General features: G+C 63.4%; 23 protein-coding genes. 10 read left to right on the top strand and 13 right to left on the bottom strand.

Annotated elements, in window-relative coordinates; translation table 11 throughout:
• Positions 1-33: 33 nt before the first annotated feature.
• Both xseA and sodB read left to right on the top strand, forming a co-directional pair.
• Complete coding sequence (gene xseA, locus GWL_RS02680; protein ID WP_008326392.1) at positions 34-1,440, top strand: exodeoxyribonuclease VII large subunit; 1,407 nt, start codon at positions 34-36, stop codon at positions 1,438-1,440.
• A 337-nt stretch (positions 1,441-1,777) separates the two neighbouring features.
• Positions 1,778-2,356: a superoxide dismutase [Fe] gene (gene sodB, locus GWL_RS02675; protein ID WP_008326391.1), complete on the top strand. Its 579-nt coding sequence runs from the start codon at positions 1,778-1,780 to the stop codon at positions 2,354-2,356.
• Between the two features lie 74 nt (positions 2,357-2,430).
• Here the strand turns inward: sodB and GWL_RS02670 are convergent, their stop codons facing one another.
• The 4 genes from GWL_RS02670 to GWL_RS02655 form a co-directional block, all read right to left on the bottom strand.
• Entirely contained in the window at positions 2,431-3,723 is a 1,293-nt protein-coding gene (locus GWL_RS02670) for an FAD-binding oxidoreductase (RefSeq protein WP_008326390.1), read from the bottom strand.
• 16 nt (positions 3,724-3,739) lie between these two features.
• On the bottom strand, positions 3,740-4,468 hold the full coding sequence (locus GWL_RS02665) for an amino acid ABC transporter ATP-binding protein (RefSeq protein ID WP_008326389.1): 729 nt from the start codon (positions 4,466-4,468) through the stop codon (positions 3,740-3,742).
• On the bottom strand, positions 4,465-5,121 hold the full coding sequence (locus tag GWL_RS02660) for an amino acid ABC transporter permease (RefSeq protein ID WP_008326388.1): 657 nt from the start codon (positions 5,119-5,121) through the stop codon (positions 4,465-4,467). The genes GWL_RS02665 and GWL_RS02660 overlap by 4 nt, the downstream gene beginning before the upstream one ends.
• 88 nt (positions 5,122-5,209) lie before the next feature.
• Complete coding sequence (locus tag GWL_RS02655) at positions 5,210-5,977, bottom strand: ABC transporter substrate-binding protein (RefSeq protein ID WP_008326387.1); 768 nt, start codon at positions 5,975-5,977, stop codon at positions 5,210-5,212.
• 332 nt (positions 5,978-6,309) lie between these two features.
• On the opposite strand from GWL_RS02655, the gene GWL_RS02650 reads away from it, so the two are divergent.
• Together GWL_RS02650 and GWL_RS02645 are read left to right on the top strand one after the other, a co-directional pair.
• On the top strand, positions 6,310-7,101 hold the full coding sequence (locus GWL_RS02650; protein WP_008326385.1) for an IclR family transcriptional regulator: 792 nt from the start codon (positions 6,310-6,312) through the stop codon (positions 7,099-7,101).
• A gap of 54 nt (positions 7,102-7,155) precedes the next feature.
• Positions 7,156-7,542, top strand: coding sequence for an OsmC family protein (locus tag GWL_RS02645; protein WP_008326374.1), 387 nt, complete (start codon positions 7,156-7,158; stop codon positions 7,540-7,542).
• Here GWL_RS02645 and GWL_RS02640 read toward each other — a convergent pair.
• The 4 genes from GWL_RS02640 to GWL_RS02625 form a co-directional block, all read right to left on the bottom strand.
• Positions 7,524-8,447, bottom strand: a complete 924-nt coding sequence (locus GWL_RS02640) for a DedA family protein/thiosulfate sulfurtransferase GlpE (RefSeq protein WP_008326372.1) — start codon at positions 8,445-8,447, stop codon at positions 7,524-7,526. The genes GWL_RS02645 and GWL_RS02640 overlap by 19 nt on opposite strands.
• Positions 8,448-8,734: 287 nt before the next feature.
• The gene (locus tag GWL_RS02635) at positions 8,735-10,090 is read right to left on the bottom strand and encodes an MFS transporter (RefSeq protein WP_008326370.1); all 1,356 of its coding nucleotides are present in this window, start codon (positions 10,088-10,090) and stop codon (positions 8,735-8,737) included.
• A 113-nt stretch (positions 10,091-10,203) separates the two neighbouring features.
• Positions 10,204-11,583 (bottom strand): glucarate dehydratase, encoded by a 1,380-nt coding sequence (gene gudD, locus GWL_RS02630; protein ID WP_008326368.1) that lies wholly within the window; start codon positions 11,581-11,583, stop codon positions 10,204-10,206.
• 169 nt (positions 11,584-11,752) lie between these two features.
• A complete protein-coding gene (locus GWL_RS02625; RefSeq protein WP_237713509.1) occupies positions 11,753-12,823 on the bottom strand; it encodes a LacI family DNA-binding transcriptional regulator in 1,071 nt (356 codons plus the stop codon).
• A 148-nt stretch (positions 12,824-12,971) separates the two neighbouring features.
• On the opposite strand from GWL_RS02625, the gene GWL_RS02620 reads away from it, so the two are divergent.
• The 3 genes from GWL_RS02620 to GWL_RS22850 are packed head-to-tail and all read left to right on the top strand — an operon-like array spanning position 12,972 to position 15,781.
• Positions 12,972-14,372 carry a DUF6056 family protein gene (locus tag GWL_RS02620; protein WP_008326365.1) on the top strand — a complete coding sequence of 467 codons (1,401 nt, stop codon included), beginning with the start codon at positions 12,972-12,974 and terminating at the stop codon, positions 14,370-14,372.
• 10 nt (positions 14,373-14,382) lie between these two features.
• Complete coding sequence (locus GWL_RS02615) at positions 14,383-15,369, top strand: glycosyltransferase family 2 protein (protein ID WP_008326363.1); 987 nt, start codon at positions 14,383-14,385, stop codon at positions 15,367-15,369.
• A complete protein-coding gene (locus GWL_RS22850) occupies positions 15,362-15,781 on the top strand; it encodes a GtrA family protein (protein WP_157174185.1) in 420 nt (139 codons plus the stop codon). The genes GWL_RS02615 and GWL_RS22850 overlap by 8 nt, the downstream gene beginning before the upstream one ends.
• Positions 15,782-15,873: 92 nt before the next feature.
• Here the strand turns inward: GWL_RS22850 and GWL_RS02605 are convergent, their stop codons facing one another.
• The 4 genes from GWL_RS02605 to GWL_RS02590 form a co-directional block, all read right to left on the bottom strand.
• Positions 15,874-17,259 carry a S1C family serine protease gene (locus GWL_RS02605; protein WP_237713508.1) on the bottom strand — a complete coding sequence of 462 codons (1,386 nt, stop codon included), beginning with the start codon at positions 17,257-17,259 and terminating at the stop codon, positions 15,874-15,876.
• A gap of 203 nt (positions 17,260-17,462) precedes the next feature.
• Positions 17,463-18,758, bottom strand: coding sequence for an MFS transporter (locus GWL_RS02600; RefSeq protein WP_008326357.1), 1,296 nt, complete (start codon positions 18,756-18,758; stop codon positions 17,463-17,465).
• 103 nt (positions 18,759-18,861) lie between these two features.
• Positions 18,862-19,299: a MarR family winged helix-turn-helix transcriptional regulator gene (locus GWL_RS02595; RefSeq protein ID WP_008326356.1), complete on the bottom strand. Its 438-nt coding sequence runs from the start codon at positions 19,297-19,299 to the stop codon at positions 18,862-18,864.
• 200 nt (positions 19,300-19,499) lie between these two features.
• Positions 19,500-20,246 (bottom strand): DUF2076 domain-containing protein, encoded by a 747-nt coding sequence (locus GWL_RS02590; protein ID WP_008326353.1) that lies wholly within the window; start codon positions 20,244-20,246, stop codon positions 19,500-19,502.
• A gap of 514 nt (positions 20,247-20,760) precedes the next feature.
• On the opposite strand from GWL_RS02590, the gene GWL_RS02585 reads away from it, so the two are divergent.
• Positions 20,761-23,037 carry an NADP-dependent malic enzyme gene (locus GWL_RS02585; protein WP_008326352.1) on the top strand — a complete coding sequence of 759 codons (2,277 nt, stop codon included), beginning with the start codon at positions 20,761-20,763 and terminating at the stop codon, positions 23,035-23,037.
• 96 nt (positions 23,038-23,133) lie between these two features.
• Here GWL_RS02585 and GWL_RS02580 read toward each other — a convergent pair whose 3' ends face one another.
• Complete coding sequence (locus tag GWL_RS02580) at positions 23,134-23,841, bottom strand: GntR family transcriptional regulator (protein WP_008326349.1); 708 nt, start codon at positions 23,839-23,841, stop codon at positions 23,134-23,136.
• 211 nt (positions 23,842-24,052) lie between these two features.
• Here GWL_RS02580 and GWL_RS02575 point away from each other — a divergent pair, with 211 nt between their 5' ends.
• Both GWL_RS02575 and GWL_RS02570 read left to right on the top strand, forming a co-directional pair.
• Positions 24,053-25,372, top strand: a complete 1,320-nt coding sequence (locus GWL_RS02575) for an MFS transporter (protein ID WP_008326347.1) — start codon at positions 24,053-24,055, stop codon at positions 25,370-25,372.
• 44 nt (positions 25,373-25,416) lie between these two features.
• Entirely contained in the window at positions 25,417-26,691 is a 1,275-nt protein-coding gene (locus tag GWL_RS02570) for a glucarate dehydratase family protein (RefSeq protein ID WP_008326346.1), read from the top strand.
• The last annotated feature ends 22 nt before the right edge of the window (positions 26,692-26,713 follow it).

Raw genomic sequence — 26,713 nt, 5'->3', positions numbered from 1 at the left:
GGCATTGTATCGCCCCTGGAGTCTCTGCGTCCCATGCCTGCCGACAAGTTCCCGCCCTTCCCCACCGCCCGCCCCCGTTCCGACACCTTGCCGGCGACCGGCGTCACCGAGGGCGGCCCGCCCATGCTCACCGTCTCGGCCCTGAACCAGGCGGTGGCACGCATGCTGGAGCGCAATTTCCCGCTGATCTGGGTCAAGGGCGAGATTTCCAATTTCACCCGCGCCGCCTCCGGCCACTGGTATTTCAACCTCAAGGACGACGGCGCCCAGGTGCGCGCGGTGATGTTCAAAGGACGCGCGCAATACGCCGGCTTCATGCCGCGCGAGGGCGACAAGGTCGAGGTGCGCACGCTGGTGACGCTGTACGCCCCGCGCGGCGATTACCAGCTCAACGTGGAAGCCATCCGTCGCTCGGGGGTCGGCGATCTTTACGCCGCCTTCGTACAGCTCAAGGAAAGGCTGGAACGCGAGGGGCTCTTCGACCGTGAGCGCAAACGCGCCCTGCCGGGCTTCCCGCGTCGCATCGGCATCGTCACCAGCCCCCAGGCGGCGGCCCTGCGCGACGTACTGACCACCCTGCGCCGCCGCGCGCCGCATGTGGAAGTGGTGCTCTACCCCACGCCCGTGCAGGGCGAAGGCGCGGCCCAACGCATCGCCAACGCCATCCAGAGCGCCTCCGAGCGTGGCGAATGCGAAGTCCTGCTGGTCTGCCGGGGCGGGGGCAGCATCGAGGACCTGTGGTCCTTCAATGAAGAGGTAGTGGCGCGGGCCATCGTGGCGGCGCGCATGCCGGTGATTTCCGGCGTGGGGCACGAAACCGATTTCACCATTGCCGACTTCGCCGCCGACCTGCGCGCACCCACTCCCACCGCCGCCGCCGAGCTGGCCGCCACCGCCCGCGAGGACTGGTTGGCCGAGCTGCGCGGCCATGCCAACGACCTGACCCGGGCGCTGCGCCGAAGCCTGACCGAAAAAACGCAGACCGTGGATTGGCTCTCACGCCGCCTGGTCAACCCGGGTGCGTATATACAGCACGAACGCGTCAAGCTGGCCGCGCTGCAAACCCGGCTCGCCCACGCTACGCGCGTGCCGCTGACCCGCATGCGCCATCGCCTGCAGCAACTGGCTACCCATCTGTCGCACCAGATGCCCGACACCGCCCACGCCCGCCGCGACCTGCTGGACCTGACGCGACGCCTGCAAGGGGCCCAGGCCGCCCGGCAGTTGCGCCAGCGGCAGGCGCTGGCGGGCCTGACCACGCAACTCGAACTACTGAATCCGCAACGCACGCTGGAACGAGGCTACGCCATCGTCAGCGATCGCCACGGACGTGTCTTGCACGCCCCGGCCGAGCTGGCCGCACGCAGCGAAGTCACCATCCGCCTGGCTGAAGGCAGCGCCGAGGTCGGCATTGCCAGCGTGCAGCCGCGGCTGGATTGAGGTGATCCGGTTGCCCTGCTTGACAGCTGTGGCAGACTTTTTTGGCATAAGCATTTTCCGGTGAAATACCGGCCAGACTGCCGTATTACGCCCGTTGCGGTCGGATGCGGATGTGCAGATGAGCTGGAACGTCTTGCGGGGACTGGCATCTATGAAGTTCCTTGCACCGGCGACCGGCTCCTGCCATTGGGAATCATTCGCATTGCCGCACTGGAGGCCGATGCCCGCCTGACGCGCGCAAGATTTGACCGAGTGCAAAGAATTGTCTTCCGCTTTAGAATCTCAGGTTCGGAAAAGACCCCTTCGTAGCAAACCAACAAGACTGAAAGGATTCATCATGGCACATACCCTTCCGGCACTGCCTTACGATCTGGACGCGCTGGCGCCCACGATTTCCAAGGAAACCCTGGAATATCACTATGGCAAGCACCATCAGACCTATGTGACCAACCTGAACAACCTGATCCCGGGTACCGAATTCGAACACCTGTCCCTGGAAGAGATCATCAAGAAATCTTCCGGCGGCATCTTCAACAACGCCGCCCAAGTGTGGAACCACACCTTCTACTGGAACGGCCTGACCCCGAAGGGCCAAGGCGCTCCGAGCGGCGCGCTGGCTGACGCCATCAACGCCAAGTGGGGTTCTTTCGACGCCTTCAAGGCCGAGTTCACCAAGCAGGGCCTGGGCAACTTCGGTTCCGGCTGGACCTGGCTGGTCAAGAAGGCTGACGGCACCCTGGACATCGTCAACACCACCGGCGCCGGCACCCCGCTGACCACCGACAGCAAGCCGCTGCTGACCGTGGACGTGTGGGAACACGCCTACTACATCGACTACCGCAATGCACGCGCCAAGTACGTCGAAAACTACTGGGGCATCATCAACTGGGACTTCGTGGCCAAGAACTTCGCTTGATCCACAGGCTTCCGGGCAAGAAAAAACCACGCGCAAGCGTGGTTTTTTTTCGCCTGCGCCACTTGCCGCAAGGTTCAGGAGAAGCGATCCAGCACGCTGTACCAGGCCACACCGGCGGCGATATAGAACCGCTGCAAGCCATGCAGGGGAATCGGCTGGATGGTACTGACGGGGAAGGGAAACAACGTCCCCGCCTGCCCGGTCAGGCGCTGTGCCAGGCAGCGCCCCATGGTACTGGCCATGGCGATGCCACGGCCGTTGTAACCCAGCGCGATGCTCAAGCCGGCAGCCGGCTCATGCACATGCGGCAGGAAGTCGCGCGTGATGGCCACCCGCCCCGACCAGCGGTATTCAAACTCCACCCCGGCCAGTTGCGGAAACAGCAGGGCCACCGAGCGCTCCAGGTGGGCGAAGTCCGCCGGCCCGCACGGTTCACGGAAGGGGCCGCGTCCGCCCATGAGCAGGCGGCCCTGCGCATCGCGCCGGTAATACAGCAGCAAGCGGCGCGAATCCGAGGTCACTTCGCCGCCAGGCAAGATGCTGGCCCCCAGCTCGGGCGGCAGCGGCCGGGTGGCGACGATGAAACTGTTGGCGGCGATCACCGACTGGCGCAGGTGCGGCCACAAGTCATCGGTATAGCCATTCGTGGCCAGAACCACGCGGTCGGCATCGATATGCGGGCCCTGCGCGGCATGCAAGCGCCAGCCGCCCTCACGGCGTTCCAGGCTCGCCACCGGCGTATCACCGTGGATGATCACCCCCAGCCGCTGCGCCGCCTGCGCCAGTCCCCGGCAATATTTCAAGGGATGCAGGCTGCCGGCGCGCTCATCCTTCCATCCTCCGACATAGGCACCGGTACCGATGCGGCGTGTCACTTCGGCGCCATCCATCAGCCGGACCGGCGCGCCCTCGGCCATCCACTGACGCGCACGTGACTCCAGCGCGCGCATCACCTTGGAAGAATGCGTGGGCTGGATCCAGCCGCCACGTTGGGCTTCGCAATCGATACCATGACGCCCGATCAGGTCAAACACCGTATCGGCTGCCGAGCCAATCGCCGCAATCAGGGGATCGGCAACCGCACTGCCAAACATCACCCGCAACTGGTCGGGGTCGTACTTGAGGCCGGGGATGACCTGCCCGCCGTTGCGGCCGGATGCGCCCCAGCCCGGGGCATGGGCATCCAGCACGCACACCGACACCCCCGCCTCGGCCAAATGCAGGGCGGTGGATAGCCCCGTGTAGCCGGCGCCGACGATGGCCACGTCATAGCGTGCGCTGGCCTGCAGCGGCGGAGTCTTGAGCGGGTCACCGCCGGTGGCTTCCCATAACGAAGGTGGAAAAGCCGCGTTGAATTGCTGTGTCATGGACCAGGCCTCACTCTCACTTGCCGATCACGCGCCGCAGGAAATCCTGCGTGCGCGCATGCTGTGGTTCAGACAGCACCTGCGCTGCCGCGCCGGACTCGACGATGCTGCCGCTGTGCAGGAAGCACACGCGGTCGGCCACCTCGCGGGCAAACCCCATCTCGTGCGTGACCACGATCATGGTCATGCCATCGGCGGCCAGCGTGCGCATCACTGCAAGCACCTCGCCCACCAGTTCAGGATCCAGCGCCGAGGTGGGCTCGTCGAACAGGATCGCTTCAGGCTGCATGGCCAGTGAGCGGGCAATGGCCACACGCTGCTGCTGGCCACCGGAAAGCTGGGACGGATAGGCATCACAGCGCGACGCCAGCCCGACCTTGTCCAGCAACGCCATGGCCTGCGCCCGCGCCTGTTCGCGCGGCACGCGGTTGACGAATATGGGTCCCTCGGTGACGTTCTCCAGCACGGTGCGATGCGGGAACAGGTTGAAACGCTGGAACACCATCCCCACGCGGGTGCGCAAACGGTGGATGTCCGCGCCGTTGCGATCGACACGCTGGCCGTCGATCAGGATATCGCCGCGCTCGTAGGACTCCAGCCCGTTGATACAACGCAGCACGGTCGACTTGCCCGAGCCGGACGGGCCGATCAGGCAAACCACCTCGCCCTCGGCCACCGAGAGCGACACATCCTTGAGCACTTCGTGCTGGCCGAAGCACTTCGAAATACGCTTGACCTCGATCATCGCGCCCTCCCCTTGCCATAACGAATCTCCAGACGCCGGATCAGGAACACCAGCGGCAGCGACAGCATCAGGTACAGGACCGCCACGGTGGTATAGACCGTCATGTTCTGGAAGGTACTGGAGGCAATCATCTGGCCGGCCCGGGTCATCTCCAGCACCGTGATGGTCGACACCAGCGAGGAATCCTTGAGCATCATCACCAGCGTATTGCCATAGGGCGGCAAGGCAATGCGAAAGGCCTGCGGCAGGATCACGCGGCGCATGATCAGCGGGCCGCGCATGCCGATCGATTGCGCTGCCTCGATCTGCCCCACATCCACCGCCTCGATACCGGCGCGGAAATTCTCGGCCTGATAGGCCGAATAAGCGATTCCCAAACCGATCACGCCCGCCTGGAAGGCCGAGAACTGGATACCGATCTCCGGCAGCACGAAGTAGATGTAGAACAGCTGCACGATGATGGGCAGCCCGCGGATGATGTTGATGATGGTGGCGCCGGCCAGCGCTATCGGTTTCAGGCGCGAGACCTTCAACAGGGCCAGCAGCAGTCCGATCAGTGAACTGAGCAGGAATGAACAGATCGTGACTTCCACGGTGACCAGCGCTCCCTGGAGGAGGATGGGCAGGAAGTCCAGCACGGTGTGCAGGAGCATGGGCGCAGACGGGCAGTGAGGATGGGAGGAAGCAAGCGGGGCGCCGGTGGAGCGGCACCACCGCTGCTGACGACGGTGATCGGCGGGATCAGTTCAGCTTCCACTGCTCCACGATGCGCGCCAGCGTGCCATCGGCCTTGAGTTCGGCGATGGCCTTGTTCAAGCGCTCCATGAGCTTGGGGTCGCCCTTGCGGATGACCAGGCAGACATCACCCATGAGCGTGGACTGGTACTCCTTGACCAGGCGCACCTGCGCATTGGCGCCTTGCGACAACTGGTAGGCCACGATGGGACGATCAGCGAAGCCTGCCTTGATGCGGCCCAGGCCGACGTCGCGCATCATGTCGGCCACCGAATCATAGGTCTTCACTTCCTTGAAACCACCCTTCTTGTTCAAGGCATCCACGAACACGGTACCGACCTGGGCGCCGACGATCTCGCCCTTGAGATCATCGAGGGTCTTGTAGCTCTTGTTATCCTGGGCATTGACGAACAGGCCCTCGCCATAGGAATACACCGGATCGCTGAAGTCCACGATCTGGGCACGTGCCTCAGTCTTCAGCATGGCGGCGGCGATGATGTCGATCTTGTTCCCGGTCAGCGACGGGATCAGCGCGGCAAAGGGCGTCTGCTGGATGTTGACCGTGAATCCGGCCTTGTTGCCCACGGCAGTGACGGTATCGACCATCATGCCCTGCAGCTTGTTGGTCTTGATATCGAGGAAGGTGAACGGCACCCCCGTGGATGTGGCCCCCACGTTGTAGCTGGACTGCGCCACGGCGGGCGCGATGCCCAGCGTGGCGACCAGGGCGATGCCGCCCACCAGGTGTTTGAAAAGGCAATGGAACGGCTTCATACGACTCCCCTTTGACGCGAGACCGCGACCAGGCGCGATCAGAATGGACAGCTGGAAGTCCGCGCGACGGTGCTGGAGAACCCTCGGCGGTGCGTGGACATGCAAGGACTGCGGCGGCCCCTCACGGAACCGGATGCTGCAACACTGGAAGCGGCCTTGCATCGGACTGCCCGGTATGGCCTCGATGCAGGGCTTGAATATCAATATGACGCGTTGAAATAAGTATATTTAATTTACTTGAATCGTCAATAGATATTTATGTATCGATATTCGATACGTATGATGTGAATTATCGTAGAATCGAGGCCTTACTCACTCTCCCAGGAGCGCGCATGAACGAGCCCGACGAGACCGCATCGGACCTGCTGTTCAATCAATCGCTGGAAAAGGGCCTGGCCGTGCTGCGCGCCTTCGACGCCCAGCACCGCACCATGACGCTGGGCGACGTCGCCAGCGCCACGGGCATCTCCAAGAGTTCGGCGCAACGCATGGTGCATACGCTGGAAATGCTGGGTTATGTCTGCAAGCACCCCAAGACGCGGCGCTACCAGCTCACCCCCAAGGTCATGGAGGTGGGCTACAACTATCTGGCCGCCGACATCCTGGTGGACGTGGCCAATCCCTTTCTGTCGGAACTGGCCAACATCACCGGCGAGACCGTCAATCTCACCGAGCCCTACGACTGCGAAATGGTCTACGTCGCGCGCTTCGTGGCCAGCAAGTTCATCCCCATCCACATGCCCATCGGCAGCCGCATCCCGATGTATTGCACGGCCTCGGGCCGCGCCTACCTGAGCGGGCTTGACCCGGCCGAGGCGCAGGCCATCCTGGAGTCCAGCGAACGCACGGTGCACACCCCGCACACCCGCACCGACGTGGCAGACATCCTGCAGCTCCTGGACACCACCCGCGAACGCGGCTTTGCCAGCAACCGGGAGGAATTGTTCCTGGGGGATATGACCATCGCCTCGCCGGTGTTCAACAGCGAGCGCAGGCCGGTGGCGTCGGTCCACGTGGTGGCGCCGACCAGCCGCTGGAGCGTGGAGGATGCCGAGAAGAAGCTGGGCCCGCTGGTGCTGGAATGCGCGCGGTCGATTTCCAATTCGGTGCGCACGCTGGTGTGAGGCTTGTGACACAATCACCGGTCACATTGATCACTTCCCCCAATGGAGACCCTCATGGCCCACGTCACCCTGCACAATGCCGCCGGCTACGCCCAGGACATCAAGGCGCGCATCCACCAGCTCAAGTCCGATGAACCCGAAAGCAATGGCGGCAAGGACACCGGCCCGGCCCCGTATGAATTGCTGCTGGCCGCACTGGCCTCCTGCACCTCGCTGACGCTACGCATGTATGCCGACCGCAAGGGCTGGGACCTGGGCAGCATTTCGGTGGATGCCCACTTCGGGCGAGACGACAGCGGATTGGAAACCATCACCCGCAAGATCAGCTTCGGCAATACGCTCACTCAAGAGCAGTTGACCCGCCTGGCCGAGATCTGCGAAAAGACCCCGGTCACCAAGACCATCCGCCAGGGCACCGCGATTCAGACGTCGATGGCGTAGCCCGCCGCGCGCCAGGCATCGATGCCGCCGGTCAGCGGACGCACCCGCGTATAGCCGCGCCGCATCAGCTGGCGCGCCACCATGGCCGCCGAGGCTTCATTGGGACAGGCGCAATAGACCACCACCTCGCCCTCGACAGGGCCATCGAAGACGAAGGTCTGGATCTCCTGGTTGGAGATCGTCAGCGCCCCCGGAATGCGACCATCCTGCTGCGACATCGGCGAGCGCACATCGATGATGGTGGGCGCATTGCCCTCTTCGAGCATGGTGTTCAACTCATCGACCGAGATGCGCGCCATCTCCAGCGACTTGCGAAAACGCCGACGCTGCCACCAACGGTTGGCCACGAAGGCAGCCAGCGCCACGGCAATCATGAGCATGCCGTAGTGGCCCAACTCGGCCAGCACGTTGAGCAGATCATCCACCGCCGAGCTGAACAGCGACCCGAGAAAAATCCCCAGTCCTGCCCACAGGGTACTCCCTGCCGCATCCCACAATACGAAGCTGAGGCGGCGCGTACCCATGGTGCCGGAGAGCGCGCTGGCGATCGAGGCGAATCCCGGAATGAACTTGGCCAGCAGCAACGAACGCGCGCCCCAGCGCAGGTAGATCGATTCGGTCTGACGCACGCAGGAATCCGGCGAGAGCGAAATACGGCACAGCCGCGTCATGATCCGGCGGCCATAACGGCGCCCGGCCAGATACCAGCAGTAGTCGGCAATCAGTGCCGCGCTCACCGCCAGCAGCAGCAACAGCGCCGGCGAATAGCGGCCAGTGGCCGAGAGCGCGCCGGTGATGATCAGCGTGGGGTATGCCGGCACCGGCGCGCCCAACTGCTCGACCAGCACGTTGACGAAAACGAGGATCAGACCGTATTGCTCGATCAGGTGATAGAGGGTGTCCATGGCCATGCTGCCTTGATGTCCCGCCACCGGGGAGGCGGCGACTGTTCCGCCGTGATGGCGGATTGCAGGGTGCCATTATAGTTTTGCCGGGTCCGGTATGCTCGCCGCAGACCGAAGCAGACCAATTGTTCATCGTAATTTATGGAGAATTCCCGCCGCAAAATGCAGAACACGACCTCCTGGACCGGTTCTGATCTTTATATACAAAGATGCCCCGGCCTCTGGCTACCACCAGAGACACGGGGCAAACGAGGAAAGACCTCGGAGAAACCAATACTGTGAAGCGCTCAGGCCGCGCGCTTGGCCACCGCCTCGCCCTGTGCCTGAACCGCATCACCGCCATCCTGCGCCGAAGGCCGCGTACGGGCCAGGAACACCAGCACCGCCGCCACCAGCGAGGCTGCCGACAAGGCATACAGACCGCCCTCGATGGAACCGGTCTTCTGCTCCAGATAGCCGAAGGTCGCCGGCGCGAAGAAGCCGCCCAGGTTGCCCAGCGAATTGACCAGTGCCAGCACCGCTGCTGCGATGCGGGCATCCAGGTAGGCTTGCGGAATCGGCCAGAACAGCGACGAGGCTGCCTTGAACCCGAGGGCGGCGAAACACACTGCCGCGAAGCCGATCACCGGACCGGTCGAGGCCGAGATGGCCATGCCGACGGCCGAAATCACCAATGCCGTGGCCACCCACATCTGCGGCTTCTTGTGCCGCGCCGCCAGCACCGCGAAGAGATACATCGCTCCAATGGCCACGATCCATGGGATCGTGTTGAACAGGCCCACCTGGAAATCATTGAAGTGCCCCATCTTCTTGATGATGGTCGGCAACCAGAAGGTCGCACCGTAAATGGTCAGCTGGATGGCGAAATAGATCAGGCAGAACAACACGATCTGCGGATCGCGCAGCAGTGTCAGCGCCGACACATGCGCCGGACGATTGGCCGCGCGTTGCTCCTGCTCGGCCGCGATGACCGTAGCCAGTGCCTCGCGTTGCTCCGCAGAGAGCCACTTCGCATCGCGCGGACTCGAGTCCAGCACCAGCCACACCACCACGCAGAACACCATCGATGCCGCACCTTCAATGATGAACATCCACTGCCAGCCATGCAGTCCGCCGCCCTCGATGAGCAACAGCGCGCCGGTGATCGGGCCGGAGAGGATGGAGGCAATCGCCGACCCCGACAGGAAGATGGCCATCGCCCGGCCGCGCTCATGGTTGGGCAGCCATTGCGTGAAGTAATACACCACGCCCGGGAAGAATCCGGCCTCGGCCACTCCCAGCAGGAAGCGCATGACATAGAAACTGGTCTCGCTCTGCACGAAGGCCATGCAGGCCGCCACCAGGCCCCAGGTGAACATGATGCGCGTCAACCAGGCGCGGGCGCCATAGCGTTGCAGCAGCATGTTGGAAGGGACTTCAAAGATCGCATAGCCGACGAAGAACAAGCCTGCCCCCAGCCCGAAGGCGGCGGCACCGATCCCCAGGTCGGTGGAGAGATGACTGCGCACGAAACCAATGTTGACGCGGTCGATGTAGTTGATGATGAACATGGCCACGAACAGCGGCAGGATGCGCCACTTGATCTTGCTCACCGCCGAGGTGAGCGCCAGGTTGCCGGCGGGGGATGACTGGGATGGATTCACGGGTTGTCTCCTCTGTTGAGCCCGTACTGACGGTGGATGAAAGAAAATTCAGGCCGCCGGCGCTTGCAGCGCGCTCTTGTCGCGGCCCTGCTGAAAAACAGGAAGGTTCGTGCTCAACGCACCAGGCAAGGTTTCTTGGGATCGAACTTCCAGCCCGGGATGAGGTACTGCATGGCCACCGCGTCATCGCGCGCGCCCAGCCCCATGTTGCGATAGGTCTGGTGCGCCGCTTCCACCTGCGCCATGTCCAGCTCCACGCCCAGGCCCGGCTTGCACGGCACCTGCACCTTGCCCCCGATGATCTTCAGCGGTTCACGCGTGAGGTGCTGGCCGTCCTGCCAGATCCAGTGAGTATCGATGGCCGTGATCTTGCCGGGCGCCGCGGCCGCGACGTGCGTAAACATGGCCAGCGAAATGTCGAAGTGATTGTTCGAATGCGAACCCCAGGTCAGGCCCCACTCATGGCACATCTGTGCCACGCGCACCGAGCCCTGCAGGGTCCAGAAATGCGGATCGGCCAGCGGGATGTCCACCGATTGCAGCGAGATCGCATGACCCATCTGGCGCCAGTCGGTCGCCACCATGTTGGTCGCGGTCTGCAAGCCGGTGGCACGGCGGAATTCAGCCATCACTTCGCGGCCCGAATAACCGTCCTCGGCGCCGCAGGGATCTTCCGCGTAGGCCAGCACATCGTGCTGATCCCGACACAGGCGGATCGCATCCTTGAGCAGCCAGCCACCGTTGGGGTCCAGTGTGATGCGCGCCTTGGGGAAGCGCTCGGCCAGGGCCGTGACGGCAGCGATCTCGTCCTCGCCGCGCATGACGCCGCCCTTGAGCTTGAAGTCATTGAAACCATAGCGGGCATAGGCTGCCTCGGCCAGGCGCACCACGGCCTGCGGCGTGAGTGCGGCTTCATGGCGCAGACGCAGCCAGTCGTCGTCGGCCTCGGGCGCAGCCAGGTACGGCAGATCGGTCTTGTTGCGGTCGGCCACGTAGAAGAGATAGCCCAGCATCTCCACCTCGTCACGCTGCTGGCCTTCGCCCAGCAGGGCCGCCACCGGTACGTCAAGGAACTTGCCCAGCAGATCCAGCAAGGCGGCCTCCAGCGCGGTCACCGCGTGGATGGCGATGCGCAGGTCAAAGGTCTGCAGGCCGCGCCCGCCCACATCGCGGTCCGCAAATGCAGTACGTGCACGGTTGAGGATGCCCTGTACGTTACCGATGGACTGGCCCACCACCAGTGCGCGTGCATCCTCCAGTGTCTGGCGGATGCCCTCCCCGCCCGGCACTTCGCCCACGCCAGTGTTGCCCGCACTATCGGTGAGGATGACGATGTTGCGCGTGAAATACGGACCGTGCGCCCCGGACAGGTTCAACAGCATGCTGTCATGCCCGGCCACCGGGATGACGCGCATGGCGGTCACGCGCGGCGCCCCCTTGTGCAGGTCCGGCGAAGACATCGAGGACGTTACGGAAGCAGAAGTCTGGGTCATGAGAAGCGTTCTCCCTTGCGGAAAAGATAGGACGTGATTTGGTAGCGGTACCAAATTCGAATGAAAGAATGGTAGCGGTACCAAATCGAGATGTCAATGGCGATTTCCTGTTGCCTCAAGGCATCATTAAAATCTCGGCAGGGCGAGGATGAAAGGCAGAGGGGGAAACTCAGGCGCTGTCGCGCGCAATGATGGAGAAGCCGACATCGACGATGCGTTCATTGACCTCGATGCCCGAGGCGCGGTCGATGATGAAGCGTGCTGCCCGCTGGCCGATGCCGGTGCCATCGATGCGCACGGTGGTCAGGCGCGGCTGCAGGTCGCGGGAGAATTCGAGATCGCCGAACCCGACCACGGCCAGTTGTCCGGGGATGGAAATCGCGCGGCTCTGCGCCTCGATCATCACCCCCAGGGCCAGCAGGTCGGAACTGCAGAAGATGGCATCCAGGTCGGGCCGTGCCTGCAGCAGTTCGGCCAGGCCCTGGCGTCCCTGGCCCAGTGTGGTGGGCGCAGTGACGTGATACATCGGCACGCAGGCCCTGCCCTGCTGCATGCCCAGCGCCGCGCATTCGTCGGCAAAGGCATTCATGCGCCGCTGGCTGCGTTCATCGCGTCCGCCCACCACGGCCACCTTGTGGCGACCACGCGCATGCAGGTAGCGCGACACCTCCCGGCCGATGGCCTCGTGCGAGAAGCCCACCAGCATGTCGATGGGCGTGGGGGTCAGGTCCCAGGTCTCCACCACCGGAATGCCGCTGGCCAGCAGACGTTTGCGCGCCTCGGCCGAACGCATGATGCCGGTGAGCACCACGCCATCGGGACGACGACCGATGATGGCTTCGAGCAGTGCATCTTCGCGCGAGTTTTCGTAACCGCTCTGGCCCAGCATGACCTGGTAACCGGCCGCCGCCAGGGTTTCGGTGAGGGTGTGGACGATTTCCTGGAACACCGGTCCGATGACGGTGGGCACTACCACCGCCACCAGGCGGCTCTTGTTGGAGGCCAGTCCACCGGCCAGCAGGTTGGGGACGTAGCCGGTCTTCTCGACCGCCTCGCGCACCTTCTGCAAGACCTTGGGCGAGACCGCCGCCGGTGTGTTCAACGCCCGCGAGGCGGTGATCGGTGCCACCCCGGCCAGCTGCGCCACGTCGCGCAGGGTGATGCCGCCGGCACTCTTGCGCGGACCACGACGGCGCGGTTCGGTGCTGTCGTCGTCGCGCGCGCTGCGGTTCGCATCCATGGAGGAATCGGGGGGGAAGGTACTATGTTCGGGCATGGGCGACATTTTAGCATCGCCGCTGGTAGCGATACCAAACCGGACTTCTCACCGGATGGGCCTGCCCTTATGTACAATGTCGCCGGTCAAAAACCGACTGAATTGCTCCACCATGGCAAGCACCTTCCCGACCGCGCCCCGCGCCGACCTCCGCTTTTCCGATGCAAGACTGGCCGCTATCGTGCGCGTACTCTTGCTGACCGGTGCATTTTGCCTTTTTGCCTGGATCGCCTGGAATGCCTGGCATGCCATTCCTGCGGTCGACGATTTCTGCTACGGACACGGGGCACAACAGCGTGGCCTTTGGTCTAACGTTGTCTTCGAATATTTCAACTGGGGCGGGCGGTTTGCCGCGACCATCCTCATCTCGGCCTTTGCCGGCGCGCAATCGCTGCTGCTGGATCATTATTACGTGGTACCGCTGACGATCCTGCTGCTCAATCTGCTGGCCGCCTGGTATTTCCTGGGCGCGGTCGGGCTGCGCTCGTTGGCATTCTATGTACTGTTCTGCATGATGCTGATGACGACCTTCCGGATGCGGGAATCGTTGTTCTGGCTCTCCGGCGGCGCCACCTACGGCACTGCATGCGCCTTGCTGCTGGTCTTGATGGCGCAGGAGTGGAAGATCTATGCGGGCGCCGTCGAGGCGCAGGGGATCCGTATTCTGTGGCTGGCACTCGGTGGTTTCTTGCTGGCCGGTTTCAACGAGGTTGCTTCGCTCGTGCATCTGACGCTGGTGGTCCTGCTGAGCGGCTCGCTACTGCTGCGGCAACGCCGTGCCACACTTTATCTGCTGGCCGCGCTCGCCGCCCTTGCAGGAACGCTGGTGGCTGGCCTGGCGCCCGGCAACTTCGCACGTGCCGCGAGCAAAGCGCATGACACAAGCCTGGTGTCGGCACTGCTGATGTCCCTGAGCTTGCTGGTCAGGAAATACGCAGCGACGGTCGTCCTGCACTCCCTGATCTTTTTCGTCCTCCTGTGGGCGTGCCGCGTGACGCCGGGTACCAGGCCGCAGGGCTTGCGCCCAGCCGTGCTGATCGGTGTGCTGTTGCTGGCATTGTGGGCGGCGATCTTCCCGCGCGCTTATGCGCTCAACGAACTGGGACCGGAGCGCTCCCGGACCATCGACTTCCTGCTGGTCAACGTGATGGCCATGGTGGTAGCGCTCTGGCTCAATGGCAAGCGCTCGGCGCGCGACGATATAGCCCGTCCGGTGGTGGCCGGCTTGCTCGGGCTCGTATTGCTGGCTGCATTGGGCAGTGCCATCCTGATGCCCAAGGCTACGATTCTGCCCTTGTTGAACGAAATGCAGGAAAGCGCCGCGCTGCGCCGGCTGATGGAAGAGCGATTCGTCTCGGTACAACAGTCTGATCATCAATCACTGGTCGTCAAAGCCTATACTCACGAGCCCAAGCCGATCACGTATTTCAATGACGTCTTGGCCGATCCCCGCCAATGGGAAAATGTCTGCTTTGCCGATTATTTCCATCTGAAAGAAGTCTCCGCCCGGTGAGAATCCCAACATGACCGCCCCCAAGACCATTTCGCTGGTCGTCCCCTTCTACAACGAAGGGGGCGGCGTAGACAGCTTTGCCCGATCCATCTCGGCGATCCTTGCGGACCTTGCGGCTTACCGCTTCGAAATCATCTGCATTGATGACGGCAGCCGCGACAGTACGCTCCATGAACTGCTGATGCTGCATCAGCGCGATCCCCGTTTCACGGTACTCGAGCTCTCTCGCAATTTCGGTAAGGAAGCGGCCATGACGGCCGGTATCGACGCGGCACTCGGGGACGCGGTCATTCCCATCGATGCAGACCTGCAGGACCCGCCCGAGCTGATCGCGCAGATGATCGCACTCTGGGAACAGGGCGCGGAAGTGGTGCTGGCAAAACGGAGTGATCGCAGCAGTGACTCCTACCTCAAGCGCCAGACTGCCTCACTGTTCTATCGTTTCCATAACGCACTGTCAGGCATCAAAATCCCGGAAAACGTGGGTGATTTCCGGTTGATGGACCGTGTCGTGATCGAGGCGCTTCGACAGCTTCCGGAACGCCAGCGCTTCATGAAAGGCCTGTTCGCCTGGGTCGGATTCAAGACGGTGACGCTGGACTACAGTCGCCAGGCGCGGGAAGTCGGGCAGACCAAGTTCTCCGGCTGGAAACTCTGGAATTTCGCGCTGGAAGGTATCACCAGCTTCAGTACCGCCCCGCTGCGAGTGATGACCTACCTGGGCATCATCGGCACCCTGATTACCTCGCTCTACGCTCTCTACATCGTCGTTCGCACCTTGCTGCACGGCGTCGATGTCCCAGGCTATGCCTCTCTTCTGGTGGCCATCCTGTTCACCGGCAGTCTCCAACTCATCGGCATGGGCATCCTCGGCGAGTATGTCGGACGTATCTACATGGAAAGCAAACAGCGTCCCATCTATGTGATCCGCCATCGTCACCGGGCCCAGGCAAAGGATGCAGACGCGGATACCGTGCCAGCAACAGGTCATGAATAAGCGCGTAGCGGGAGAGCTGCGGCCGACACGTCTGCGACCGCTTCAATTCCTGATGTTCGCTCTCGTCGGCGCTGTCGGTACGCTGGCGCACTACGCGGTACTGCTCACGCTGGTGGAATGCTTCCGGCAGCCCGCAGTGATGGCCACGGCCTGCGGTGCGCTGGTGGGCGCGCTGGTGAACTTCTTTCTCAACCATCGGCTGACCTTTGCCAGCAAAGAGAAATACCGCCGCACGATCATGCGCTTCATGCTCGTTGCCGCATTGAGTCTGGCACTCAATGCACTGCTACTGCAGCTCGTCCTGCGTTTGACGGGATGGGACTATCGCATCGCGCAACTGCTCGTCACTCTCATCGTCCTGCTGCTGAACTATGTCCTCAGTGCCCTCTGGGCATTTGCAGCACCGCAGTAGCGAAGTGCCCGTCGTCAACGGCTCCGGTACATTGTTAACTTTGATTCAACAATGCGTTTTCGAGGCAATGCCTTGACGAACTGCACCCCGGATCAAGGCTTGCGCGGCTCCGGGTTCCGCAATTGCAGTTGCAGGCGCTCGATGGCGCTGCCCACCGGGATGAAGAAATTCATCCCGGCCATTCCCTTGGCGCCGAGCCCGGCCACGGTAATGCCGATCACCTGGCCCGACTTGTCCAGCAGGGGCCCGCCACTGCTGCCTGGCAGGATCGCCACGTCGCTCTGCAGGAACTCCAGGTCGCGCACCTTGCGCACACCACTGAGGATGCCGCGCGTGAGCGTGGCATTGAACGCATCTCCCAGCGGCGAACCCAGCGCATAGACGTCTTCGCCGATGCCCGGCTCGCCGGTGCGCAGCGGCATCGGTCGTACCCCCGGCGCTTCGGTCTTGAGCAGCGCGATGTCACGCGCTGCATCCACCCGCACGACCTCGGCCAGCAGTTCGCGTCCGCTCGGCAGGCGTACCCGCACGGCGCGCGCCTGGCCGATCACGTGCTGGTTGGTCAGCAACCAGCCGGAACTGCCGATGTAGAAGCCGGTTCCGGAACCCCGCTCAGCAAACACCGTCACCACGGCCGAACGCAGATCGGGCATCAGCCTGGCGATCTCGGTCCCGCCGGGTTCGGTCGGCTGGTTGTCGATCGGCAGCGCACTGCCCGGCGGCAAGGCGACGGGGGCACGCGTGGCCTCACCACTGGCGCGGCCGTTGGCGGCGGCGGCCACGCTGTCATAGGGGGACTGCAAGGCCAGGGCGAAGCGGGGATCGGCCAGCAGGTTGCGCACCGCCACGCCAAAGGCTTCCATCGGAATCGGCGGCGCGGTGCCATCGAGGCTGCGCTCGCGTGAGCGGAACACTCCTTCGGTGGTGGCGCGATAGATCACCTTGCGCTGCTCGGGTGCGAACACCTGCCATTCCAGCCGGATATAGGCTTCGCCAGTCCAGCTGTCGCCGCCCTTGGCGCAGAGATTGGTCTGCAATTGCGTGATGATCACGCCCACCTGCAGGTTGAAATCAGCCGGGCGCGCACGCTCGCCGGCGGCATCGTCGCCTTTTTCCTCGAACAGCGGTTCGACCGGTGCCGTCGGCACCGGATAGCCATGCTGCTGCAACTCGTTGCGAAAGCGCTGGAACAGCGCATTGGCCGGCAACATGACATCGGCACTGCCCTGGTTCCAGACGATCTCGTTCTTGCGGCTACAGAACAAGCCGCCCTGCAGCTCACCGATGACCTCGCGGCCCTGACTGCCCTGATCGAAACGACGCTGGGCGCGCGCCAAAAAGGCCGGGCGCGCACTGGCTTGCGCAGGCAGCAGCAGCGGAGTCTTGTTGTCCACGGCGGGCATGAGCGCCTGGGTGGCTTGCGCGCCTGGCACCACGCCGAACGCGCAGGCCAGCAGCGCAAGCTTGACGGGCAGCATGGCGCAAGGGAGCTGCCGGGATTGCCGGAATGTCTTGTTCATCATCGAGCGAGCAATAGGAGGCCAGCACCGCTGCTGGCCGATGAGCGATTCTCGCATGCCCCCGGATGTCTCCGCGATTGCACCAAATGCCCGATATGTGAAAAAAAAGGTCATCTCCCACAAGAAAGATGACCTTCTCCAAAAGAGGCAGGTGAAATAATTTACGCGCTGGCCGTTTGCGGCTGCGACCCCTGATGGCCCTTGATGCGCAAAACCAGCACTGCCCCGATGAGGCAGGCCACGCCCATCATGATCGACGACAACGTGTAGTTGCCCAGCGTAGCGCGCAGATAGCCGGCGATGGTAGTGGCGGTGGCGGCCCCCAGTTGGTGCCCGGCCACGATCCAGCCGAACACGATGGGCGCGGCCAGGCGACCGAAGACATCATTGGCCAGGCGCACCGTGGGCGGCACCGTGGCGATCCAGTCCAGGCCGTAGAAGATGGCGAAGATGGTCAGCCCGTAATACTGCAGGCCGAAGGCGTACGGCAGGAAGATCAGCGCCAGGCCGCGCAGGCCGTAGTACCAGAACAGCAGCACGCGCGGGTTGTAGCGATCCGAGAGCCAGCCCGAGAGCGTGGTGCCGACCAGGTCCAGCATGCCCATGGCGGCCAGGATGGAGGCGCCCCTGACTTCATTGATGCCGTAGTCATTGCACATGGCGATGAACTGGGTGCCGATGTAGCCATTGGTAGAGAGCCCGCAGACGAAGAAGCTCATGAACAGCAGCCAGAAATCGGGCATGCGCACCGAACTGCGCAGTGCATCCAGGGCGATGGCCAGGGGATTGCGCATGGAACGGCCATCGTCCGCAGTGTCGCTGGTCTGGCCGACCATTTTCTGGCCGATGGCAGCCGGGTTTTCCGGCAGCAGCAACCACACCAGCGGAATGGCCAGCAGTGCCACCGCCGAGACCAGGAAAGCCACCGAGCGCCAGCCATAGCTGCCCACCATGGAGGCCATCAGCGGCAGGAACACCATCTGCCCGGTGGCGGCACTGGCGGTCAGCAAGCCCATGGCCAGGCCGCGCCTGGTTTCGAACCAGCGACTGACGATGGTGGCGCCCAGGGTATTGGCGGCCACGCCGGTACCGGCACCGACCAGCAAGCCCCAGGACAGCAGCATGTGCCAGGGCATGTGCATGAGGGTGGACAAGGCGGTCCCGCTGGCCAGCAGGACCAGCGCCCCCAGCACCACACGGCGGATGCCGAAGCGCTGCATCGCCGCTGCCGAGAACGGACCGATGAGACCGTAGAGCGCGATGTTGACCGAGATCACCACCGAGATGGTGGAGCGATTCCAGCCGAATTCCTGCTCCAGCGGCAGGATCATCACCGAGGGCGTGGCGCGGATGCCGGCCGAACACAGCAGCACGAGGAAGATCACGCCCACCACCACCCAGGCATAGTGGAAGCGGGGCGTGACGGCGTTGGCCAGCGTTTGGGTCAGTTTGTTCATGGCGATCCAGTCGGGAGGGCGGTACGAGCTTGTGGGATGGGTGTGAGGAAATCGTTGGCTGAAGCAATCTTCATAGGGTGCTCAAACCGGGCAAGCGGACGCGTCAGGCGTCCTGCAGGCGGGTGTAGGCATCCTCGATGAGGTCATTGAATTCACGCGCAAGCTGGGGGCCGAGGCGGCGATCGATCTCGTCCTGGGCGCGACGCCAGCGCGGGCGGGCCTCTTCCAGCTTGGCGCGACCTGAGCGCGACAGCTGCAGCGCGAAGGAGCGCTTGTCCAGCAGGGCCTCCTCGGGCAGGTCCACGGTCTCGATCCAGCCGGCGACCATCAGTGGCTTGAGTGCACGACTCAGAGTGCTGCGATCCATGCCCATGTCCTGCGCCAGCACGATGTTGGCGATCGGGCCCTTGCGGCCGATGCGGCTCAACAACGAATACTGGGTGATGCTCAGTTCGCTGTCGTGCAGATGATGGTCGTAGATCACGGTGATCCGGCGCGTGAGACGGCGCAGAGGGGCGCAGGTGCAAATGTCCTTGCTCATGGAATGTCCGGTGGAAGCTGACCTGCAGAGCAGGTGATGCGTTAAGTATGTATATACATCGATGTATGCGCATGATATGAAGGGTGTCGCGGGAAGTCAAGCGCGAAAACGTTCGGACACCCACTGAGAAAGGACGAAAGAAAAACCGAAGAACGAAAAAAAAGCCCGCTCACGCAGGCTTTAACGATACTGGCCATGGCTCACACCAGCGAATCGTCATACCCTCCGCTGTCATCCAGATCGAAATTGCTCAGATCGGCAAGGTCGCTGCTGCTACCGGAATCGCTACCATTGTCATTGCTGGCGAAAGCGGACTGGCGATCCCCATCACTCCCGTAATAGTTGTTGACGGTAGTGTTCTCGATATTCTCCACCGGCGTACTCAAGCCATTCTGGTGCGCAAACCCCGATCCGCCGCTGCCATTGAACAGGTGTTCGATGCCCTGATACAGGAAGGCACCACCGGCCACCCCCGCAGCAGTTGCCGCCACGGTGCCGAGCATGCTGCCCATGCCACCGCCGAAGAATCCGGAGGAAGGCGCCGCAGCCGGTGCGGCCTGATAAGCGGGCACAGCCTGCTGAGGCGAAGCATAAGCTTGCGCCGGGGGTGGCATATAAGCCGGCGCAGCAGCCTGCGGGCGGGCGGATGCAGCTGCCGGGGCATGCCCCCAGGCGTTGCCATCCAGAAAGCCCTGCTCGCGCCCACCGCCCGCAGCACCGGCCTGCAAGGACTGCACCTGGCTTTGCAGCGCAGCCACTTGCGCCTTGGTGGCGTTGAGGGCCTGCTCCATCAGCAAGGCCCGTTGCACGAGCAGGTAAGCCGCATCCGGCTGGCGCGCCACCGCCGCCTGGATCATGGCGTCGGCCTGGGCATCCTTGCTGATGCCCTGCACCTGCGTCAATTGCTGGAGAAAATCCTGGAGTGCTTGTGTTTCTTGCGGACTCATGATGCCTGGCTCCCAACGAAAAATGAAAAATCCAAGAAAAACGCGTGCATCGCGTTTGAAACGAAGACTGTAGACACAACGATGGAAACAGCTGACGTGGATGACCTGAAGCGCCCTCATCTTCGCGGTATGAATGATTATGCGCGCGCGGAAGCCGAAGATTTGTGTCAACAATCGTCAACTTGGAAACAGCTTGTAACAGCCGCACGCGGCCCCTGATATCAAACGGCATGGCCGCAAAAAACCCGAAGTGTGAATTTTTAGGTAATATCCCCCTCCCCGCACCCGTTCCAGCGGCCACAAGCCCGGAGCGGGCGGAGGCAGGCGCGGACCACCGGCAGGCAGAACTGGCCAGCGGTTCCCGCACCCCACTCCGGACCGACGAGAATCCACCATCCTTCCCGATCGGCCCGCCGCATTCAAGACCAGGAAACAAGAACAGCGCAAGCCGGCCGCCGACGCCCGTCGTTGCACAGACCGCTTGTCCAGGACCGTTTAACCCCTCAAGAAGACCATGACCCAACAAATTTCCGCCGCCGAGCAACTCCTGCGTGACGCCGCCCGCGAATACCACCGTACCCCGACCCGCGGCAAGATCGAAGTGCGCGCCACCAAGCCCCTGTCGAACCAGCGCGACCTGTCGCTGGCCTATTCGCCGGGCGTGGCCTATCCCTGCCTGGACATCGAAGCCGATCCGCTGAAGGCCTTCGACTACACCTCGCGCGGCAACCTGGTGGCCGTCATCAGCAACGGCACCGCCGTGCTGGGCCTGGGCAACATCGGTCCGCTGGCCTCCAAGCCCGTGATGGAAGGCAAGGGCTGCCTGTTCAAGAAGTTCGCCGGCGTGGACGTGTTCGACATCGAACTGGCCGAGAACGACCCCGACAAGCTGGTCGAGATCATCGCCGCACTGGAACCGACCCTGGGAGGCATCAACCTGGAAGACATCAAGGCCCCGGAATGCTTCTACATCGAGCAGAAACTCTCGGCCCGCATGAACATCCCGGTCTTCCACGATGACCAGCACGGCACCGCCATCATCTCTTCGGCGGCACTGCTCAACGGCCTGGAACTGGTCGGCAAGGACATAGGCGCGGTCAAGATCGCCGTCTCCGGTGCGGGCGCGGCCGCCATCGCTTGCGTGGAAGTGATGATCGGACTGGGTGTGAAGCGCGAGAACGTCTACATGGTCGACAGCAAGGGCGTCATCTATGAAGGCCGCCCCGGTGGCCTGGACGCTTCCAAGCAGCGTTACGCCATCAAGACCGAAGCACGCACCCTGGCCGATGTGGTCAATGGTGCCGACGTCTTCCTGGGCTGCTCCGCCCCGGGCGTGCTGACTGCCGAGATGGTCAAGACCATGGCCGACAAGCCCATCATCCTGGCGCTGGCCAATCCGGAACCGGAAATCCGTCCCGAACTGGCCAAGTCGGTCCGTCCCGATTGCATCATCGCCACCGGCCGTTCGGACTATCCGAACCAGGTCAACAACGTGCTGTGCTTCCCCTACATCTTCCGTGGTGCGCTGGACTGCGGCGCCACCAAGATCACCGAAGCCATGAAGCTGGCCTGCGTGCGCCAGATCGCCGACCTGGCCAAGGCCGAGACCAGCGCCGAAGTCAGCGCCGCCTATCCGGGCAAGGAACTGGTGTTCGGCCCTGACTACTTGATCCCGACCCCGTTCGATTCGCGCCTGATCCTCAAGATCGCCCCCGCCGTGGCCAAGGCCGCCGCCGAGTCGGGTGTGGCCACCCGCCCCATCCAGGACTACGACGCCTACCGTGCAGAACTGACCCGCTTCATCTACCAGACCGGCATGTTCATGCAGCCTGTCTTCAATACCGCCAAGGTCGCGCCGCAACGCGTGGTCTACGCCGAAGGCCAGGATGAGCGCGTACTGCGCGCCGTGCAGTTCGTGGCCGACGAAGGCCTGGCCGCACCGATCCTGGTAGGCCAGCCCGCCGCCATCGAAGCCGGCATCAAGAAGGCCGGCCTGCGCATCAAGATCGGCCAGAACGTGCAAGTGATCGACCCGGCCAGCGATGCCCGCGTGGCGCAGTACGCCGCCCAATACAAGGATGGCAGCGAAGCCGACGTGCGCGCCAGCGCCAGCCTGCTGGCGGCCTTGATGGTCAAGGCCGGTGATGCCGACGCCATGCTGTGCGGCCTCGATGGCAACTACGATGGCCATCTGGCCCATGTGGAAAAGGTGATTGGCCTGAAGGACGGCGCGCAGGAATTCGCTGCCCTCAACGCCGTGCTGCTGCCGGAACAGACGCTCTTCATCACCGACACCTACGTCAATGACACTCCGGACGCCGAGCAGTTGGCCCGCATCGCCAAGGCCGCTGCCGAAGAGGTGGCGCGCTTTGGTGTGCCGCCGAAGGTGGCCTTCCTGTCGCACTCCAACGGGGGCAGCTCCTCGCGCCCCTCGGCCCGCAAGATGGCCGCCGCGCATGACGCCTTCAAAAAGCTGGCACCGGAGGTCGAGTCCGCCGGCGAACTGCATGGCGACGCCGCCCTGTCGGAGAAGATCCGCCACAATGCGGGCCTGACCGACAGCGCTCTGACCGGTGCGGCCAACGTGCTGGTCTGCCCCAACCTGGATGCGGCCAACATCCTCTTCAATGTCTTGAAGACCAGCAGCGGTCAGGGCACCACCATCGGCCCCATCCTGCTGGGCGCCGCCGCCCCGGTGCACGTGCTGACCCCGTCGAGCACCGTGCGCCGCGTCATCAACATGACCGCACTGGCTGCGGCCAAGGCGCAGGACGGCAAATCCAAGGCATGATCTGGTAACGCCGTTTCAGCGGCATCATGAACAACGCCCCGCCATCGTGAGATGGCGGGGCGTTGTTCATGGGCGTCAGGCTGCTGGCCGTGCCATTCAATCCTTGAGGTAGTGAGGGAAACGCTCGCGGATCTCTTCCAGATGCGTGAGGGTGCCCGACAGGTGCTCGCGCAGCGCCGCCTGTGCCGTCGGCGCATCGCCCGCCGCGAGGGCATCGACCAACGCGGCGTGATCGCGCAGCACGCGTTTGGCCTTGCCGGGAATGGGTACATGCAGATTGCGCAGGCGGTCCAGGTTGCCGCTCTGCCGCCGCACCATCACCCATAGCTCCGGCACTTGCGCGGCCTCGTACATCTGGCGATGGAAGGCCTGATCGGCCAGCACGAACTCGCTGTAGTTCTCGCGCCCGGCCAATACGCGCTGCACCTCGATGCTGTCGCGCAATCGCTTCACCAGCGCGCCATCAATGCGCCGCGCCAGCGTATGGACAATCTCCAGCTCGATGGAGCGCCGCAGGAAATGCGCCTGCCGCGCCTGCGTCACATTGATCGCGCTGACCACCGTCGCATGCTGGGGGAAGATGTCCACCAGCCCCTCCTCGCCCAATTTGATGAGTGCATCGCGGATCGGCGTCTGGCTCAATCCGTATTGCGTGGCCAGTTCCGCACGCTGCAGCACGGTGCCCGGTACCAGGCGCATGCCGATGATGAGTTCGCGCAGATGCTCGAAGACCTGCGGCGCAGCGTGCCGTGAACGGTCCAGCGGCGGAATCGTAATGGTGATCGGTTCGGTGGCAGTGCTCATGCAGACAATCCTCAGCTCAAAACTGGCAGGCTTCATATAAACGATCAGCCCGCACTCCTGCCCGGCATGATACCCGTCCTCGCCTCATTGACGCACTAATATATTAGTGTTTTAATGCACCACATCGCGCTACGCATGACGACCGTTGAGTCTGGACGGCACGGCCCGGGAGAGGCCCGGCGGCAGCGCCCTTCCCATTCAGGAGACATGCGTGGAAACCATCAAGCCATCGGCCAGCGCCTTCGCAGCGGCCGAACCTTCCCTGCTGTTGCAGGCGGTCAGAAAGATCAAGCATCGGGTGTTGCCACTATTCGTGGTGATGTTCATCGTCAACTACATTGACCGCGTCAACATCGGCTTCGTACGCAGCCATCTGGCCACCGATGTGGGCATCGGCACCGCCGCCTTCGGCCTGGGCGCCGGCCTGTTCTTCGTCGGCTATGCCATCTTCGAGGTCCCCTCGAACCTGCTGCTGCAACGCTTCGGCGCCAAGGCCTGGCTCACCCGCATCATGGCGACCTGGGGCCTGGCGGCCACCGCAATGGCATTCGTCAACAGCGAAACCACCTTCTACGTGCTGCGCTTCCTGCTGGGCGCAGCCGAGGCCGGCTTCTTCCCCGGCGTGATCTACTACTTCACGCAATGGCTGCCGGCCAGCGAGCGCGGGCGCGCCATGGCCATCTTCCTGTCCGGCTCGGCACTGGCGTCCATTCTCTCCGGCCCGATCTCGGGCGGGCTGCTGCAACTCGGTGGCGGCGGCCTGCATGGCTGGCAATGGATGTTCATCATCGAGGGCATGGCCTCGGTGGTGCTGTGCGGCTTCGTCTGGTTCTGGCTGGATTCGATGCCCGGCGACGCCAAATGGCTCACCGAACAGGAACGCACTGCCATCACCCGCGCCATCGTGGCAGAACAGGCCGAGCGCCTGAAGCACAAACCCGAACATGTGCCATCGTTGCGCCTGCTGCGCGATCCGCAGATCCTGATCTTCTGCTTCATCTACTTCTCGATCTCGCTCACCATCTATGGCGCCACCTTCTGGCTGCCCAGCATCATCCGCAAGATGGGCAGCTTCAGCGATTTCCAGGTCGGTTTGTTCAATTCCATTCCGTGGCTGATTTCGATTCTCGCCATGTACCTCTTTGCCGCCCTGGCGGCCCGCTACAAGCACCAGCAGGCCTGGGCCGCAACGGCGCTGGTGATTGCAGCCATCGGCATGTTCGCCTCCACCTTTGGCGACTCGGTCTACGCCTTCGTCTCGATCTGCTTTGCGGCAGTCGGTTTCAAGGCGGCTTCTTCCCTGTTCTGGCCACTGCCGCAGGGGTATCTGGATGCGCGCATCGCCGCCGGCGTCATCGCGCTGATCAATTCCATCGGCAACCTGGGCGGCTTCGTTGCACCGACCGCCTTCGGCTTTCTGGAGCAGCGCACCGGCTCCATCCAGGGCGGCCTGATGGGCCTGGCGATCACCTCGCTGGTGGCTGCCGGCGTGGTGTTTCTGGCCCGCTCGGGGCCGGGCGCCTCGCGCTGAACAACAGAGCAAATCCGTTTCCCGCACATCATAGGAAGTCCAACATGAAAATCACCCGCGTCACCGTCACGCCCATCGCCTTCAAGGATGGCCCGCTCTTGAATGCCAGCGGCATCCATGAACCCTATGCGCTGCGCTCCATCATCGAGATCGAAACGGACAACGGCCACATCGGCCTGGGCGAAAGCTATGGAGACGCACCGGCGCTGAAGATCCTCGATCTGGTCAAGGACCGGTTGATCGGTCTGGACCCGTTCAACCTCAACGGTCTGCGCGCCATCGTGCGCGGCGTGGTCGCCAGGATGGCCCCGGCCAGCAATGCGGGCGCCGAACTGGCACCGGGTTCGCATGCCGGCAAGGCCGTCTCGAACGCTTATTCGGCCTTCGAAGTGGCGTGCCTGGATGCGCAGGCACGCTATCTGAAGGTACCGCTGGTGGATTTGCTGGGCGGCGCGGTGCGCAAGGAAATCCCGTTCAGCGCCTATCTGTTCTTCAAGTACGCCCGGCACATCGACAGCCCCTATGCACCGGACGTCTGGGGCGAGGCGCTGAGCGAAGAACAGATCGTCGCGCAGGCGCGCAGGATGATCGAGGAAAACGGCTTCAAGAGCATCAAGCTCAAGGCCGGCGCGCTGGACCCCGAGCATGAAGTGGCTTGCATCAAGGCCTTGAAGAAAGCCTTCCCCGACGCCCCGCTGCGCATCGACCCCAACGGCAACTGGTCGCTGGAGACGGCCATCCGCATGGCCGAACTGCTGGGCGACGATCTGCAATACTACGAAGACCCGACCCCCGGCCTGGAAGGCATGGCCGAACTGCACCGCCGCACCGGTTTGCCGCTGGCCACCAACATGGTGGTGACCGACTTCGATGAACTGCGCCGCAGCGTGGCCTTGAACAGCGTCCAGATCGTCCTGGCCGATCACCACTACTGGGGTGGCCTGCGCGATACCCAGCAACTGGCCAAGATGTGCGATGTGTTCGGCCTGGGCGTGTCGATGCACTCCAACTCGCACCTGGGCATCAGCCTGATGGCGATGTCGCATGTGGCGGCAGCGGTGGAGAATCTCTCCTATGCCTGCGATACCCACTATCCCTGGCAGGAGCCGGACGAGGAAGTCATCCGGGGCGGCAAGCTGCCCATTCGCAACGGCTGCGTACAGATCACTGACGCACCGGGCCTGGGCGTGGAGGTGGACCCGGAACAGTTGCGCAAGCTGCACCAGCTCTACCTGGAATGCGGCATCCGCCAGCGCGACGACGTGGGGCAGATGCGCAAGTACAAACCCGACTGGAAGACCGTCAAGCCGCGCTTCTGAGGGCCGCTCTCAGTTTTTGACA

This window comes from Herbaspirillum sp. GW103 (assembly GCF_000261365.1).
Lineage (GTDB): Bacteria > Pseudomonadota > Gammaproteobacteria > Burkholderiales > Burkholderiaceae_D > Herbaspirillum.
Note: the sequence above shows the minus strand (reverse complement) of the source record. Positions and strands in the feature narration are given on the sequence as shown.